The following is a 15905-nucleotide window of genomic DNA, read 5'->3' on the forward strand; positions in this document are numbered from 1 at the left end:
ACACTATTTGAGTTAACCTTGAACCTCCTAAGAGGTTACCTTTGGAGCAGAAACATGAAGCAAAAATACTTTTGCATAGGAAGGAGAGTAATAAAAAACGCTATGCTACCAATGACTATCTAGTGTGTAAAGTGTATAAGCGAAATTTACGACAGAGATGGTCGTCTAAAGTCAAAATAATAGAGTAGAAAATAAGCCATACCAATCTAATAAACAAAAAGATCAAGGTATTGATGACAATGAGCCTACCTTTGGTTATACTATACGCCCTAAACGGTGAAGTGGCTGAGTGGTCGAAAGCGCACGCCTGGAAAGTGTGTATACGTTAATAGCGTATCGAGGGTTCGAATCCCTCCTTCACCGCCAATTTTATTCTCATATCCTGCACCCCTCTCACAAACCCCGAAAATCTACCTATATCAAGGCTTAAGCGCGAGGCTTTTATGTCTTGACTTCGTCATTATTTCTATTAAAATCGACCTAACCTTAATAACTTAACTAAACTTACCTAATTGAGCAATATGAACGATGCTATTGATCAACCATTGGTAGGGAATTTGGTAAAGAATAATGAGCGGTTTATTAGACTGGGAAACTCATACTACTATAAGCCGAATAAATTCGCTGACTCTAGCTTGAGTTTTTTATTTTAAGTTAGGTATACCCCAAATTTTATCTTAGAAAAGGGCGGGTTTTGGCTAATTTGAGTAATCTAGCTAACTAAGGCTAACTAAAAAGGTACTGGACTTTCCCACGCCATCCATGCATTCATAGTAGGGTGCTTCAATCGCAGCTTATGGGCATGCAAATTTAAGCGTGATGACAACTGTAAAGCCTCACCTTCAGCGTAAATTGGATCCCCTATAATGACATGCCCCAAATGCACCATGTGCACACGCAGTTGATGGCTACGTCCAGTCACAGGATGCAATGCCACACGAGTGACAGGTTTGCCATGCCGCAGTTCATGATGAAGGACTTCATAATGGGTAAGCGCGTGTTTTTTCCATTTAGGATCTACGACATGTTTTGGCTTAATACTTGGTTCATAACGCACAGGAATATTGATGTCGCCTTTCTTTCCCGGTGTGGCTAATGTACCCGACACCACTGCCTGATACTCTTTTTGCGGAATGCGCTCGATAAACTGCTTGCTGATATGTGTTTGAGCCGCTTTATTTTTAGCAAAAATCATTAATCCAGATGTATCCATATCTAAGCGATGAATAAGCTTCACATCAGGATTGACACGCGTCAGCCTTGACAATAAGCTTACGCTAAGAGTCTTACCATCGGTACTCAAAAGCCCCGCAGGTTTATCAACGATTAAAACATCGTCATCTTCATATAACGTAATATTGTCTAAGAAATCTTTGAAAAACGATTGTCCATATTGAGTTTCTTCAAAGTTTAACTTCTCAATAATCTCTGGGGATATCACCATAATAAATCGCTAAAATAATTGGGTTTTGAAAGTTTATATGCCTCAAAGTTTGACTAAAAGCTAAACCTGATTAAAATAATAGAATTGCCCACTAAGTATACCATCAATCATACTGATACCAATCATTAACCATATTTAACTGGCTAAAAACAAATCATAGGGAAATAAATGCTAATATAAGGACATGGTAAATTGGTTATCTCTTATTAGTTTTTTGCAAACAACCTATTTATTTAACATAGTTATACTTTAATATGAATTTGATACGCCCATAATTGAACACTCACAAAAGGATAATATTATGTCAGATTTAATCGTCAACTCTTCAGATGCTAATTTTGAACAAGATGTTTTGAAAGCAGATACACCTGTATTAGTCGACTTTTGGGCAGCGTGGTGTGGCCCCTGTAAAGCCATTGCTCCAGTGTTGGAAGAACTCGCTGATGACTATAAAGATAAAGTAAAAGTCGTTAAAATTGATGTGGATGACAACCCTGAAATTGCTAGCCAGTTTGGTATCCGTAGTATTCCCACAATAATGATATTTAAAGAGGGTGAGAAAGTTGATATGGCTATGGGTCTACAGCCTAAAGACCAGTTAGTTGCTTTGATTGATAAACACGCTTAATTTTTGCATTCCGCCATCTCTTCGCTGCACTAGACTCTATGTATAAAACGACTGTCATTTCGATAGTCGTTTTATGCTTTATAATGTCCGAATATTTTATCTGAATTTATCCGGTTATTTTGACCTTTTATTAAAAACAGACTATAAATTAAGGGGAAAGTGAGCAAATAACCCAATGTGCCTGTTAAAAACTAATAAAATTATTGACAGAGCAAGGTTAAACACCGTATAGTTTGACTTCTTAAGAGGCCTGTTGTCACAGTGCGGGGTTTCATTTAGAATTGTCTATATATCTTATTCCTCATTCGATGTATTGAACGTTGCTTATTAGCTTGTATTTTTTAATTCATCACTCGTACTTCAATAATTATTCCACAGTTCATTCGCTATTTTTTAGCCCTAGTAATGGCTAGTACGTGTTATGAGTTATACGTAAAAAAGTTGACAACCCAATTGTTCTTTCTTGCATCTTAGTATGCTCTATCGATACTCGTTAAACATACCTTAATTGATTGTGATTTTTTAATTGGCTTAATGCTTATTATTAAGGGAAACCCTTATAGAAACCTTAATTTTACTAAGTAAGCACCCTGTTTGTACGGTTCATCTTATTCTGTAACCGACATACCAATCAGCCTATATACACGATTATTATTTTAATATGTGGCCTAGTTGTATTACCTGACAGCGGTAAAGAGCTTTTTACAGCATGCAATGACTTTGATTTATTAAAATCAGTATCTATGTGACTAATTTTTTAACCCGACTTCAACGCTATATTGAAAGACTGCCAATTCATACCTTACCTATAAACAAATACCCATTAATCTATTTTCTATAGTTTCCTCTGTGATTCTGACGACTTACTATGACTCAACCTGCAAATGAAACCTCTATGAACTTAACTGAACTGAAAAAAAACTCCGTTTCTGAATTACTTAACATTGCTAAAGACATGGGGCTTGATAATCTGGCGCGTAGTCGTAAGCAAGATATTATTTTTGCCATCTTAAAGAAGCATGCCAAAAACGGTGAAGCGATTTATGGTGATGGTGTTCTTGAAGTCCTGCCCGATGGTTTCGGCTTTTTACGATCATCTGAAGGCTCGTATTTGGCTGGACCTGATGACATTTATGTCAGTCCAAGTCAAATTCGGCGCTTTAGCTTAAAAACAGGCGATTCAATTGCAGGAACCATCCGTCCTCCAAAAGATTCTGAACGTTATTTTGCGTTACTAAAAGTAGGCGAAATTAACTTTGATACGCCTGATCGCTCGCGTCACAAACTCATTTTTGAAAATTTAACGCCCCTGTTTCCTACTAAGCAGTTAAAACTTGAACTTGGTAATGGTACTACTGAAGACTTAACAGGCCGTATCATCGATTTGATTGCACCAATTGGTAAAGGTCAACGCTCGATTATTGTTGCCCCTCCAAAAGCAGGTAAAACTGTATTACTACAAACGATTGCCCAGTCTATTACCCGTAATCATCCTGAGTGTTACTTGATTGTTTTGTTAATCGATGAGCGCCCTGAAGAGGTTACAGAGATGCAGCGTACCGTACGCGGAGAAGTTGTGGCATCTACCTTTGACGAGCCCCCTCAACGTCACGTGCAAGTAGCTGAAATGGTTATTGAAAAAGCAAAGAGGCTCGTAGAGCATAAACAAGATGTGGTTATCTTATTGGATTCAATTACCCGATTAGCCCGTGCATACAATACCGTTATCCCGTCATCAGGAAAAGTGTTAACTGGTGGGGTAGATGCTAATGCTTTAGCTCAACCCAAACGATTCTTTGGTGCAGCGCGCAACATCGAAGAGGGGGGTAGCTTAACCATCATCTCTACCGCACTAATTGATACGGGTAGCAAAATGGATAGTGTTATTTTTGAAGAGTTTAAGGGTACCGGCAACCAAGAAATTACCTTAGAACGTGATCTGGCTGAGAAACGTATCTTCCCAGCAATTAACATCAAAAAATCGGGCACTCGACGTGAAGAAAGACTTTTAGATGAAGAGACGCTGCGTAAGGTATGGATTTTACGCAAGCTTCTGCAGCCTATGGATGGATCACAAGCAACTGAGTTTTTGCTTGATCGATTAAAAGAAGCCAAAACAAATGATGACTTCTTTGATCAAATGTCCAGTAAGTCAAAGAATTAAAGAAGGCTTACGCAATAAAAAGACTGCTCTTGGGCAGTCTTTTTTTTACTAAATTTTAGTGCGGATCTAATATGAGTAAGTTACTAAAATAAGCATGGCTAAAGGGTTCGATAATAGGTAAATATAGACGTTAAAAGTTGTGCTCAACGAGATCAAAGCTTAGTAAAGTTATAATGGCTATATCCGCGCTATTAAATACTGCCACTAAACGTATCACAACTACGTATGTCACCTGAGTTTAACCCTTGGGTAAACCAACGCACACGCTGCTGACTCGTCCCATGAGTGAAATTGTCTGGTACAACAGCCTGACCTTGAGAGTGTGCTAAACGGTCATCACCAATTTGACTGGCTGCGTGCATCGCTTCTTGGATGTCACCCTCTTCTAGAAACTGTACACGTTTTTGATTCCGGTTTGCCCACACTCCCGCATAACAGTCTGCCTGTAATTCTTGACGCACTGACAGCTCATTCGCTTGAGATTTAGTTACCTGACGGCGCGCTTCGTTTACTTTTTGAGACGTGCCTACCAGAGTTTGAACATGATGACCTACTTCATGTGCTATAACATAGGCTTGAGCAAAATCACCTGCTTTTCCTTGGTTTTCACTCTCGCCAGAACCCTGCTGATCACCAGTTATCCCTAAATTACGACGCATTTCGGCAAAAAAACTGGTATCTAAATAAACGGTCTGATCGGAAGGACAATAAAAAGGACCTGTTGCTGCACTCGCACTACCGCAAGCAGAATTAACTGTACCATTAAAAACGACCAAAGATGGCTCTTGATAAGTACCGCCTAGCTCTTGAAAGACTTCATGCCACACTGCTTCAGTATCAGCTAATACTACTGATACAAACTGGCTATCACGGCTATTATCATCAAGTGGCTTCGTTTGAGATGACCCTCCTCCAGCAGTAACCGATTGACCTGCCTGGAAAGCTGACATTGGATTCATACCAAAAACAAGCCAAAGAACTAAACCAATAATAATACCTAAAATACCACCACCAGCAGCTTTACCACCGCTCATTCTAACATTTGCACTGCCTTTTCTATCTCGCCACTTCATAGTGCCTACCCCATACGATTACTAAAAAACAACCAAATTCCTTCTAAATACCAGTAGGTATAGTTTAGGGCTTAGATTATCATATTTACAGTAGTATTAACCATGGTGATGGTTAAATTACGTAGCGCTTAAATAAACATTTGCGAGTTAAAATCGTTACTTTTTGTATCACGTATTAATATTGATATATTAATGATATATAATATGCCAATGAATTTTGGCTCAGCGATTACTAACGTAAAAGTTTAGTCAGGCGCATGTGTCAAATGATACTGCATTTTCTAATAATGAACTGCTTTTCAGTTCTATTTTGTTTTTTGGAGAAATATATGAAACTTAAATTAATCGCATTATCAGGTTTAATGGCTGCTACTATGGGTCTGGCCGCTTGTGACAGCAATAAAGAAAACGCTGTGGAAGATCTTAACGACGCTAAAGAAGAAGTGAATGACGCTGCTGCTGAAGTACAAGAGGCTGCTGCTGAAGGCGAAACTGTTGCTAACGAACAAGCTGCTGTCGCTGATGCTGAAGCTGCTGTAGATAAAGCAGAAGCTGCTGTAATGGCTGGCGATGAAGAAGCGAAAGAAGAGTCTAACACTATGGCAACTGACCAAGCTGACGCTGCTGCCAATGAAGCTATGGGCGCAGCTGATGACACTGCAACTGCTACCACAAAAGAAACTACTACCACTACTACTGTAGAAGAAACTAAGTAATATTTAGTAAACGCTAATATTACTATATTATATTGGATTATAGATTATATAATATTAAAAAAGAGAGCGATTGCTCTCTTTTTTAATATCAGTTGTTTTTAACGATTAAATATAAAGCGGATAAATATATTCATATGTTTACAAAACTATCAATCTGCTGTCCGTTATAGTTATAGTCATTATTCTATCTAAACTCATTGATAGTTAGCGAGACCCCGATTTATCTTCCTTAAACTGTAATGCTTCAACTTGTTGGCGCAGCTTTTGTCCTGCCTTAAAGGTTACGACACGACGCGCGGAAACCATAACCTCTTGTCCTGTTTTAGGATTACGACCTGGACGGCTTTTTTTATCTTTTAATACAAAATTACCGAACCCTGATAGTTTGACATCACGTCCTTCTATTAAATTTTCGGAGATTTCATCAAAAAATGAGTCGACAACCATACGTCCTTGTTGCCTAGTAAACCCTAAATTAGCAACAAGGTGGTCTACCATATCTGCTTTTGTTAACGTCATAACTGTGGCTTCCTTATCATCTCATATCCCTTTGATTATAAATTTCGCTCTTCCTGAGCGTAATAATGTTGCACCTTAAAAAACTTTCATCTACTGTGTCAGATAGCCATTAACTGTCACGAAGCGTAGCGCCGTGCTCGTCATGTAATGCTTTAATGACTTTGTCTACTGCAGCGTTAACTATATCGTCTGACAATGTTTGATTTGCATCTTGCCATATTAAACCAAAGGCGACTGAACGTACACCTTCTGGCGTATTTTTGCCCTGATAAACATCGAATAACCAGTGATGTTGCAATAAACTTCCGCCAGCCTTGCTTATCGTTATAGATAAATCTTGCTTAGGTATATCTTTATCAACAAGTAATGCGATATCTCGACGTACGAGAGGGAATTTTGAGGGGGTGTTAATCTCACTCTCTGCACGATTTACTGAAAAAATGGGCTCTAGAGCAAGCTGGGCTACCCACGTCGTCGGTAAATCAAGCTGAGCAGAAACGCTAGGATGCAGCTGCCCCATCCAGCCTACGACCACACCATGCAACAATAGCGTAGCACTCTGACCTGGATGTAAAAATGCAAGGGTACTCCGCTCATAGGTCAGCTCAGAATCATCTATATTATTAGGAAAAAGTTGTTCTACATCACGTTTTAAATCATAAAAGTCCATCAAACGATTGCTATGTGCTTGCTCAGGGTTGACTTCCCCAGTAGCAACAATAGCGATACTTGGCGTTTGCACAAGCTCACTCACAGTTGCACCAACAAAGCTCAGTCCTGTTTCAAAAAAACGCACACGCGTTTGCTGTCTATTTAAATTATGCTGAACACAAGGGATTAAGCTTGATAATAATGTACGACGCATAACCGCTAAATCAGCTGAAATAGGGTTAGCAAGAGGTAGTAAATTTCCAAGCGCATCATCACTTAAGATATTTTCATACTTCTCATCACTAAAGCTAAAGCTAATGGCCTCCATATAGCCTGCTTCTACCATTGCCAGCTTTAAACGATACGTTAAATCTGCCGAATCATCATAGCTCATGTCTACACCGAGATTTGGCAAGGTACTTGGAATATTATCATAGCCATAGATACGGGCAATTTCTTCGATAAGATCTTCCTTAATCTCAATATCAAAACGATGGCTAGGGGGACGGCAGTTAAGTACAACGTTTCCATCCTGCTCGATTTCGTTAACTTCAATTTCAAGTTGCGTTAAAATATCAATAATGCGTTGTTTCTCAATATTAATACCAATGACTTCTGCGACTTTGAGCAAAGGAAGTTTAACCGCTGGGCGCTTAGGTAGCTGCTCAATACTCTCAATCACGGTTATATTACCCGCTTGGCCCTTAGTTACCCGACTGATTAAATTAACCGCACGGTTTAATGCAGTTGATGGCAGTTCAAAATCTACCCCTCGCTCAAAGCGTTGAGAAGCATCGGTATGTAAGCCAAAGCGACGAGCCCGCCCTGCAATAGCTATTGGATCAAAGAAAGCACTCTCCAATACAATATTTTTTGTGTCATTCGTAACGCTACTGCGTAGTCCACCCATAATACCAGCGAGCGCTAAGATACCTTCATCATCAGCAATGACCAACTCATCACCATGCAAGGTAATGTTTTGTTCATTCAGTAACTCTAATTGTTCGCCTTTATTGGCAATACGCACTGTAATAGCGCCAACGACTTTGTCAGCATCAAAAGCATGTATAGGTTGACCAAGTTCTAATAAAACATAGTTGGTCACGTCTACTAAAAAGTTATGCAATCTTTGTCCGCTATGCAATAAAGACTTTTGAATCCAATCTGGCGTCTCGACACTTCGATCGATATTCATTACTGGCTGAGCCAAATAACGTGGACAAGCGTCAGAAGCTTTAACAACAACGTCTTGAGTGGCATCAACCTCCCCTGCTTGAGCAGTAATATCTGGTGCTGCGATAGCCATACCATTTAAAACGCCTATCTCACGTGCAATGCCACGCACACTGAAGCAATCACCACGATTTGGGGTAATGGAGATGTCGAGTATTTTATTGTCCAAACCTAAGTATTCACGAATATCTGTGCCAATTGGAGCATCATCCGGTAACTCAAACAGTCCGTCGACCACATCAGGCAAATCAATCTCAGAAGCACCGCACAACATACCTTGAGACTCAATACCACGCAGTTTGCTTTTCTTGATCTTAAAACCTTTGCCATCTTCAGTTGGTAACTTAGCACCAATTGTAGCAACTGGCGCCTTCATTCCAACGTGCACATTTGGCGCCCCACAAACAATCTGAAGTGGTTCAGAAGTCGACCCAATATTAACCTTGGTGACTCGCAGTTTATCGGCATCAGGGTGCTGCTGAATATCTATCACTTCGCCCACAACCACACCACTAAACTCTGCTGCAACCGAGGCGATATCATCAATTTCTAGTCCTGCCATCGTTAACTGATTGGCAAGCGCTTGCGTATCATTATTGGGGTTTACCCAGCTGCGTAACCACTGTTCGCTAATTTTCATAGAAGTCTCAAAAGGTATTCAATTATTATATAAGTCGTCGTATTTATCTTTATATGAAACTCAGTAGGGGGCTAACTCATATCGTATAATCCGCCATATTGTATAGCCGATAGTATAACGTGCTATTTTAATTACCTTTACACATTATCTTTAACCAAATTGACGTAAGAAGCGTACGTCATTTTGGAAAAATAAGCGTAAATCATCAATGCCATAATACAGCATGGCAAAACGCTCAATCCCCATACCAAAGGCAAATCCAGTATATTTATTACTATCGATACCGCAGTTAGTCAGTACCTTAGGATGTACCATACCGCAGCCCATAACCTCTAACCACTTACCATTATCATCTAATATATCAACCTCTGCCGAGGGCTCTGTAAACGGAAAAAAGGAGGGGCGGAAGCGCACAGTAAGTTTTTTACCAAAGAAGGCTTCTAAAAACTCATTTATTAAGCCTTTTAGCTCAGCAAATGTTGTGCGCTCAGTGACCATTAAACCTTCTAGCTGATGGAACATTGGCGAATGTGTTTGATCTGAATCGCAGCGATAAACACGACCAGGACAGACAATACGAATAGGAGGCTTATTATTTGTCATCGTGCGAATTTGTACAGGGCTGGTATGCGTACGTAATAAATAATGCGCATCAAAATAGAAGGTATCATGCATGGCTCGTGCAGGATGATGTGATGGAATATTAAGCGCCTCAAAATTGTAGTAATCACTTTCAACTTCTGGCCCGGTCGCTACATTAAATCCCGCTTGCATAAAAAACCGCTGCATACGCTGTGCAGTCATAGTAACTGGATGAAGTTGCCCTTTTCTCTGACCACGCGCTGGTAATGTAATGTCAATGCGCTCAGTAGACAGCTTGGCATCCAAGGCTGCTTGATCAATAATAGCTTGTTGTCTATTTAAGGCATCATTAACTTTAGTTCGTACATTATGCAACCAACCGCCTTTCATCTTCTTATCATCAACACTCAGTTTACCCATCTGCTTCGACCAACCAGTAAGCGCACTTTTTTTACCTGTCAAGTTAACTCGCATTTGCTGTAAGTCTGTAGCCGTTGCAATGTCGCCTAGCGCTGACTGAATCGCTGCCACATAATCCTGTAATTGACACTCTGTCAACTCACTCAAAGCGTTTGTCATTTCAGGCAAGCTAGCCATAATATCTGCGACACTGCGCTTTGAGGCCTCTTGTACTGAATTATTTGATGATGAATTGGTCGATAAAATTTCAGATTGAGTCATGTGAGCATTCTCAGAGTGTATTTGCTATCGGCAATTTGCCAAAATAAATTTATGGGATGGGTGTACTATGAGTAAGAAAAATCTTTCAATACGCTGATTCGTCAACACTCAGCGCTAATTATTTTATAGTGCTTAGATACTTTATTTTATAGAATTTAGATGCTTTATATACTGATTATATATCGTGTCTACTATAGTCGCACTCAAATAATTTCTCTACAAGGCGACCAATCTCAAATAGTAAAATGAGTATATTCAGGGCGCTAAACACCGTAGTGGATTTATTTGAGACAAACTATAAGCTATAAAAAGCATCTGTAATTAGCTTACATAAGTAAAACAAATACTTAATATAGACCTACTTTAATTGTAAGCAAATAAAACTAAAAAAGCCATCGAATATCGATGGCTTTTTGAATAAGGCAGGAACCTCATTAAATTAATAATGACTCATTAAGCCAAAGCAGCTTTCGCTTTTTCCGTCAATGCAGTAAAAGCAGGGGCATCATGCATAGCGATATCCGCTAAAACACGACGATCGATTTCGATATTTGCTCTTTTCAAACCATTGATGAAACGGCTATACGTTAAACCATTTAAGCGTGCGCCAGCATTAATACGTGCAATCCATAAACGGCGGAAAGTACGCTTTTTATTGCGACGGTCACGGTAAGCATATTGACCAGCTTTAGTAACTGCTTGTACAGCGACACGATAAACTCTTGAGCGAGCGCCATAATAACCTTTAGCACGCTTTAAAATTTTCTTGTGACGACGATTTGCTTGAACACCACGTTTTACACGGGCCATAAAATACTCCTAAAAAAATTGATTTGCCTGAACTTATATTCTTAAATAAAACTAATTATAAAAGGTTATACAAGGTCGATAGAAATTAAGTGGGTTTAGATATATGGACACATACGGCGAACCGCAGCTACATCAGCAACGTGTACCAGTTTCGTACCACGTAATTGGCGAATACGCTTAGGAGACTTTTTGGTCAGAATGTGACGCTTAAATGCTTGCTTACGCTTAAAACCGTTAGCCGTTTTTTTGAAACGCTTAGCGGCACCACGTTTCGTTTTCATTTTAACTTTCATAAGAACCTCTTATCTTTGTTGTTAGTATCAGTTATCACGAATGTAACCCATCTAACAGCCAAGGGAAAACCTGTTTGTCAGCATATTTCATTATGATTTTTTTAGGTAAACTACCTAGTTTAAAGCCATTAAATATGTGCCTTGAGGTGGGAAGCGCGCATTATAGCAGATGTTTTACGGTTAACCAACACCTATTCTCTATATTATGATTATGCCAGTATTTAGCAAGCACTTTATACAAATTCAATGTTCAATCAAATCATTTAGCAAGTACAAAAGATATAAGAAGACTTGATAAGAACAAGTTTGCTATCAAAAAAACGACTTATTTATGAATGTTTCCCGACTTACGGTCGATTTTTCCGACTTAGGCGTATATTTAATGTAAAATAACGAATATAACTCTTTTTAATTACCTACGCCTAAATCCAAAAACTAATCTGATAAGATAGATAATTAGTGCTAGCCTTAACAAATTTAACAAAGTTAGGGCGTTTTAAAAAAAAGTATAATGCCTGTAAATTAATCATACTATGGTGTAAGCCTTAGGAGTAACCCATATGGCTAGAATCAATATTGATACGAGTAAAGGCAATTTTATTTTTGAAACTGTGATGTCTGTGCGCCATAATGAAATTGATGTTGGCGAACTAATCACAATCGATTCATTGACCGCTTTGCTAATAGAAGCAAGGGCGCGTTTTTTTTTCTCTCGGGGTATTAAAGACATCAATGATGAGTTTCACGCGCTGATCGCCAACGATATAATTATTAACATTGTACGTCGGGCACGGGTACGTCAAAAGTTATTGTTTGAAGTTGGTGTAAGCAATCTTGCTCGAGATGGCGGTGAGCTGCTGATTAAGGTGTCTAGTATGTACGATAATGCTGTTGTGGCTAAAGCCCTTATTAATTTTGTTAATTATGACTACCGTGCGAATGAAATTACCCCCATGAGTCCCTCTGTCATTCAGGCTTTAGATGTCCGTTCGTAAACGTTTATTTTGTGATAAATTAATGCTGATTTGTCAGTAAGTCTATATACTGGTTAATGAATATAGCTAAAATTAGATATCAACGTAATATCTGCTATATTTACTGCTGAATTAACCTGATATTCTTTAACATAAAATTTTAGTATTGGGCCGTGCCATCCGCTAAATTTAACGATTATAATACGATCTATATAACCGATGGCACGCTCTAGAACTTAGGGTGCACAAAATGTCTAACCCCGTCTCAGATCCTACTCACAAAACCAATACTATATCTCATTGGCTCGAAGAAGTTGCCTTCAATAGAGATGGATTAATACCTGCTATAGCTCATGATAAACAAACAGGCGACATTCTAATGATGGCTTGGATGAACGCGGAATCACTACAGCAAACAGTTCAAACCAAAACTGCCGTTTATTATTCACGCTCTCGTAACAAACTCTGGCACAAAGGGGAAACTTCGGGGCATACGCAGTTAGTACATGACATTTTTTTAGATTGCGATGCCGATGTTATCGTTTTGTCGGTCACTCAAATTGGTGGAATTGCTTGCCACACTGGCAGAAAGTCGTGCTTTTTTCGCCGCTTAGACATATCAGATAGTACTTCCCCAAACTGGGAGGTTGTCGCGCCAGTATTAAAAGACCCTAAAGATATATACAGCCCTACAGAAAATACAGCATCTGATAATGTAAAAACAGCACATATTGATGACATCAGTAACGATGTTGGCAAAAATAAAGTTCTTGATGCGCAAAACCTTTTGCGTCAATTAGATGCCGTATTGTCTGAGCGAAAACAAGCGGATGCTGACAGCTCATACGTCGCAAGCTTATATGCGAGAGGAATTAATAAGATTTTAGAGAAAGTTGGCGAAGAATCAGTTGAAGCAATACTTGCGGCTAAAGATTTGGCTACTGCAGCGCAAGGGAGTAATCAAACTACTGATGCTACTTTAGTTAATGATCTGGTATACGAAATTGCCGACTTGTGGTTTCACACGTTAGTCACATTAGCGTGGTTTAATCTCGACTCGAATATGATTTTAACTGAATTAGCACGACGATTTGGGCTATCAGGTATTGAAGAAAAAAACAGCAGAATAGCTTAATACATTATCTAAGAGAAACCATTAACTAACTTTAAGCAGTGTTACCGTAACATACGGTTTTTAAATCTAATTTAATCGACAGGATACGATGATGAGCCTATCTCCAATGCAGTTATTAATTATTCTTGGTATTGCCCTTCTAATTTTTGGTACCACAAAGCTTAAGAATGCTGGAAAAGACCTTGGCGGGGCGGTTAAAGGCTTTAAAGATGCCGTTAAAGATGAGAATGAAGCACACGCTAATAAACATACTGTCATTGACCATCAAGCCAGTGTGGACAACGATGTTGATGTTAATGCAAAAGTTGAGGAAGTCAAAGCTAAAGACCATCAATTATAGGCGCTGTGATTTATTACCTAACTTTTACACTTTAACAAAGCATTGACTTGTTTCGTATAGTCTACTAATTTTAAAAACGGTTTGATTATAGTCCCAACTCTGCGCCTTAGAGTGGTAGTAGATCATGGCATAGGACAATGGGTAATTATGTTTGACTTTAGTTTTTACGAACTTATGGTATTTGGGATAATTGCGCTCATTGTCCTTGGACCAGAGAAATTGCCTCAAGCTGTACGCACAGCAGGTACTTACTATGCTAAATTTCGTCGAACAGCGAGCACCTTAAAAGCTGAAATGGAAGCTGAGCTTGACTTAGCCGAAACCCGACAGCAACTGCAAAAAGAGCTTGAAATGATTCGCCAAGCTGAAGCTGAGATGCAAAAAGAGATGGCGCAAATACGCGGTAATATGGAGACTTTTAAGAAACAACAACACTCAGAATTAAATGAAATCGAAGACTCTTTTACCAAGATGGGAACCGTTGACACTGATCACGTTGACACTGATCACGTTGACACTGATCATAGTACAATTCAAACCAACCCCCCAATAGTACCGGTGAACATTTCAAAGTCGCAAAAAAATAGTAGGCAACTAGACAGCGAGCAACTGAATAATACGGAAGAAAGTCCTACCGCTCCGCATACATTATCTCGTATTGAATCAGATTATCTACCCTCTGTAGCAGTAACACGACCATGGGAAAATATGTGGTTTTTATTGGGCGACTATGACAAAAAACGTCGTTTGCCCCCTGCCCCTCTGTTGCCAGACTACAAAGCCACCTCACTGATGAACGTTGGTCACTCTCCTGCTAGCAATGCTGACAAAAAACTGCCTCCTAGCAATCCTAAGGTGGCATCATGAGTTTATTTAAATCTGACAAAGCCAACCCTAAATCTACGTATCCAGATAGCGTATCACAGCATAAATCTGACCCAAGCACTGCTGAACAAAGCGCCTCTGAACAGCCAGCTAAATCAGAGGGTCTAGATAGTCTGACTGATATGCCAATCACTGAGCACCTCATTGAGCTGCGCTTGCACTTAATTAAAATCATGGTAGTGGTTGGTATTATCTTTTTGGTGTTGGTAGGTTTCTCTCGTGAACTGTACGATTTTATTTCACAGCCTTTGGTAGATATTTTGCCTGCCGCCTCCACAATGATTGCGATTGATCCTGTTGCCAACTTTATGGCACCCATTCGCCTTACCCTTCTAGTGGCGGCATTCGTGGCCATGCCCTTCATTTTATATCAAATTTGGTCATTTGTTGCGCCAGGATTATATAAGCATGAAAAGCGTATTGCAGTACCCATCTTATTGTCTTCCATCTTACTGTTTTACACGGGTGTTGCCTTTGCTTATTTTATTGTTTTAAAACGAGCACTTGGCTTCTTAATTGCCTTCGCACCTTCTAGCGTACAACCGATGACAGACATTGAAAGCTATCTAAGCTTTGTTACTAAACTGCTTATGATGTTTGGTATTACCTTTGAAATTCCCGTTGTGGTTCTCATCCTGGTTATTACCGGTATTGTTTCTGTTGCAAGTTTAGCCAGTAAACGCCGTTATGTGATTGTCGCTTGCTTTGCTGCTGCTGGCGTCATGTCTCCTCCTGATGTGCCTTCTATGTTTTTATTGGCACTACCTATGATACTGCTATTTGAATTCGGCTTATTAATGGCACGTATGTTGGTTAAAGAGAAAAAGTCTGCAGTAACCGTTGATTAAAGTTGCTTTGCACACATCTCAAATTACCCCAAATATCTAGCATTGGGTATAGGTATTTAAGATACTTTTATTTAAGATACTGATATTTAAGATACTGGTATTTAAAACATAGGAAGCCTTAACTGGTATAATGAAATCAAAGGGATATCAACAGCAAACGCTAAATATTTATATCGGTTTATGCCATCAAATTATGGCTTTTTAGAGCCCTCCATAAGGTTAACGATTCAATTTAGAGTGTTTTGATATGATTTTGCCATTGCCTCGTCAATGGCTTTTTTAGCGATTT

General features: G+C 39.2%; 15 protein-coding genes and 1 tRNA gene. 9 read left to right on the top strand and 7 right to left on the bottom strand.

From position 1 onward, the window contains the following. Positions 1 to 275 precede the first annotated feature (275 nt). Positions 276 to 366: transfer RNA gene (locus AC2SLN_RS10850), tRNA-Ser, on the top strand. Positions 367 to 730: 364 nt separating this feature from the next. Here the strand turns inward: AC2SLN_RS10850 and AC2SLN_RS10855 are convergent. Continuing rightward, positions 731 to 1444 (bottom strand): RluA family pseudouridine synthase, encoded by a 714-nt coding sequence (locus tag AC2SLN_RS10855; protein ID WP_486549456.1) that lies wholly within the window; start codon positions 1442 to 1444, stop codon positions 731 to 733. 301 nt (positions 1445 to 1745) lie between these two features. Here AC2SLN_RS10855 and trxA point away from each other — a divergent pair, with 301 nt between their 5' ends. Both trxA and rho read left to right on the top strand, forming a co-directional pair. Further along, positions 1746 to 2072: a thioredoxin gene (gene trxA, locus AC2SLN_RS10860; RefSeq protein ID WP_486530213.1), complete on the top strand. Its 327-nt coding sequence runs from the start codon at positions 1746 to 1748 to the stop codon at positions 2070 to 2072. 895 nt (positions 2073 to 2967) lie between these two features. Further along, positions 2968 to 4236, top strand: coding sequence for a transcription termination factor Rho (rho, locus tag AC2SLN_RS10865; protein WP_486530421.1), 1269 nt, complete (start codon positions 2968 to 2970; stop codon positions 4234 to 4236). Positions 4237 to 4427: 191 nt separating this feature from the next. Here rho and ypfJ read toward each other — a convergent pair whose 3' ends face one another. Further along, positions 4428 to 5309, bottom strand: a complete 882-nt coding sequence (gene ypfJ / locus AC2SLN_RS10870; protein WP_486549455.1) for a KPN_02809 family neutral zinc metallopeptidase — start codon at positions 5307 to 5309, stop codon at positions 4428 to 4430. 329 nt (positions 5310 to 5638) lie between these two features. On the opposite strand from ypfJ, the gene AC2SLN_RS10875 reads away from it, so the two are divergent. Further along, complete coding sequence (locus tag AC2SLN_RS10875; protein ID WP_486549454.1) at positions 5639 to 6025, top strand: hypothetical protein; 387 nt, start codon at positions 5639 to 5641, stop codon at positions 6023 to 6025. Between the two features lie 204 nt (positions 6026 to 6229). Here the strand turns inward: AC2SLN_RS10875 and AC2SLN_RS10880 are convergent, their stop codons facing one another. The 5 genes from AC2SLN_RS10880 to rpmI form a co-directional block, all read right to left on the bottom strand. Continuing rightward, positions 6230 to 6544 carry an integration host factor subunit alpha gene (locus tag AC2SLN_RS10880; RefSeq protein ID WP_486549453.1) on the bottom strand — a complete coding sequence of 105 codons (315 nt, stop codon included), beginning with the start codon at positions 6542 to 6544 and terminating at the stop codon, positions 6230 to 6232. Positions 6545 to 6653: 109 nt separating this feature from the next. Next, the gene (gene pheT, locus AC2SLN_RS10885; protein ID WP_486549452.1) at positions 6654 to 9068 is read right to left on the bottom strand and encodes a phenylalanine--tRNA ligase subunit beta; all 2415 of its coding nucleotides are present in this window, start codon (positions 9066 to 9068) and stop codon (positions 6654 to 6656) included. Between the two features lie 150 nt (positions 9069 to 9218). Continuing rightward, on the bottom strand, positions 9219 to 10229 hold the full coding sequence (gene pheS / locus AC2SLN_RS10890; protein ID WP_486549501.1) for a phenylalanine--tRNA ligase subunit alpha: 1011 nt from the start codon (positions 10227 to 10229) through the stop codon (positions 9219 to 9221). A gap of 555 nt (positions 10230 to 10784) precedes the next feature. Continuing rightward, the gene (gene rplT, locus AC2SLN_RS10895; RefSeq protein ID WP_486530208.1) at positions 10785 to 11141 is read right to left on the bottom strand and encodes a 50S ribosomal protein L20; all 357 of its coding nucleotides are present in this window, start codon (positions 11139 to 11141) and stop codon (positions 10785 to 10787) included. Positions 11142 to 11236: 95 nt separating this feature from the next. Continuing rightward, complete coding sequence (gene rpmI / locus AC2SLN_RS10900; RefSeq protein ID WP_011961529.1) at positions 11237 to 11434, bottom strand: 50S ribosomal protein L35; 198 nt, start codon at positions 11432 to 11434, stop codon at positions 11237 to 11239. Positions 11435 to 11994: 560 nt separating this feature from the next. On the opposite strand from rpmI, the gene AC2SLN_RS10905 reads away from it, so the two are divergent. The 5 genes from AC2SLN_RS10905 to tatC all read left to right on the top strand — a co-directional run bounded on the left by AC2SLN_RS10905 (position 11995) and on the right by tatC (position 15616). Next, positions 11995 to 12429, top strand: a complete 435-nt coding sequence (locus tag AC2SLN_RS10905) for a thioesterase family protein (RefSeq protein ID WP_486530207.1) — start codon at positions 11995 to 11997, stop codon at positions 12427 to 12429. A gap of 229 nt (positions 12430 to 12658) precedes the next feature. Then, on the top strand, positions 12659 to 13543 hold the full coding sequence (gene hisIE, locus AC2SLN_RS10910; RefSeq protein ID WP_486549451.1) for a bifunctional phosphoribosyl-AMP cyclohydrolase/phosphoribosyl-ATP diphosphatase HisIE: 885 nt from the start codon (positions 12659 to 12661) through the stop codon (positions 13541 to 13543). 88 nt (positions 13544 to 13631) lie between these two features. Further along, entirely contained in the window at positions 13632 to 13883 is a 252-nt protein-coding gene (gene tatA / locus AC2SLN_RS10915) for a twin-arginine translocase TatA/TatE family subunit (RefSeq protein WP_486530205.1), read from the top strand. 147 nt (positions 13884 to 14030) lie between these two features. Next, entirely contained in the window at positions 14031 to 14750 is a 720-nt protein-coding gene (tatB, locus tag AC2SLN_RS10920) for a Sec-independent protein translocase protein TatB (protein ID WP_486549450.1), read from the top strand. A gap of 140 nt (positions 14751 to 14890) precedes the next feature. Continuing rightward, positions 14891 to 15616 (top strand): twin-arginine translocase subunit TatC, encoded by a 726-nt coding sequence (tatC, locus tag AC2SLN_RS10925; protein ID WP_486530419.1) that lies wholly within the window; start codon positions 14891 to 14893, stop codon positions 15614 to 15616. Positions 15617 to 15905 lie beyond the last annotated feature (289 nt).

It is taken from the genome of Psychrobacter sp. CX90, from assembly GCF_057396305.2.

Coding starts and splice junctions, on each gene's coding strand:
- AC2SLN_RS10905 (WP_486530207.1), top strand. CDS start 11,995: ATGGCTAGAATCAATATTGATACGAGTAAAGGCAATTTTATTTTTGAA.
- AC2SLN_RS10855 (WP_486549456.1), bottom strand. CDS start 1,444: ATGGTGATATCCCCAGAGATTATTGAGAAGTTAAACTTTGAAGAAACT.
- trxA (WP_486530213.1), top strand. CDS start 1,746: ATGTCAGATTTAATCGTCAACTCTTCAGATGCTAATTTTGAACAAGAT.
- hisIE (WP_486549451.1), top strand. CDS start 12,659: ATGTCTAACCCCGTCTCAGATCCTACTCACAAAACCAATACTATATCT.
- AC2SLN_RS10880 (WP_486549453.1), bottom strand. CDS start 6,544: ATGACGTTAACAAAAGCAGATATGGTAGACCACCTTGTTGCTAATTTA.
- tatC (WP_486530419.1), top strand. CDS start 14,891: ATGCCAATCACTGAGCACCTCATTGAGCTGCGCTTGCACTTAATTAAA.
- rplT (WP_486530208.1), bottom strand. CDS start 11,141: ATGGCCCGTGTAAAACGTGGTGTTCAAGCAAATCGTCGTCACAAGAAA.
- rpmI (WP_011961529.1), bottom strand. CDS start 11,434: ATGAAAGTTAAAATGAAAACGAAACGTGGTGCCGCTAAGCGTTTCAAA.
- AC2SLN_RS10875 (WP_486549454.1), top strand. CDS start 5,639: ATGAAACTTAAATTAATCGCATTATCAGGTTTAATGGCTGCTACTATG.
- ypfJ (WP_486549455.1), bottom strand. CDS start 5,309: ATGAAGTGGCGAGATAGAAAAGGCAGTGCAAATGTTAGAATGAGCGGT.
- tatA (WP_486530205.1), top strand. CDS start 13,632: ATGATGAGCCTATCTCCAATGCAGTTATTAATTATTCTTGGTATTGCC.
- tatB (WP_486549450.1), top strand. CDS start 14,031: ATGTTTGACTTTAGTTTTTACGAACTTATGGTATTTGGGATAATTGCG.
- rho (WP_486530421.1), top strand. CDS start 2,968: ATGAACTTAACTGAACTGAAAAAAAACTCCGTTTCTGAATTACTTAAC.
- pheT (WP_486549452.1), bottom strand. CDS start 9,068: ATGAAAATTAGCGAACAGTGGTTACGCAGCTGGGTAAACCCCAATAAT.
- pheS (WP_486549501.1), bottom strand. CDS start 10,229: ATGACAAACGCTTTGAGTGAGTTGACAGAGTGTCAATTACAGGATTAT.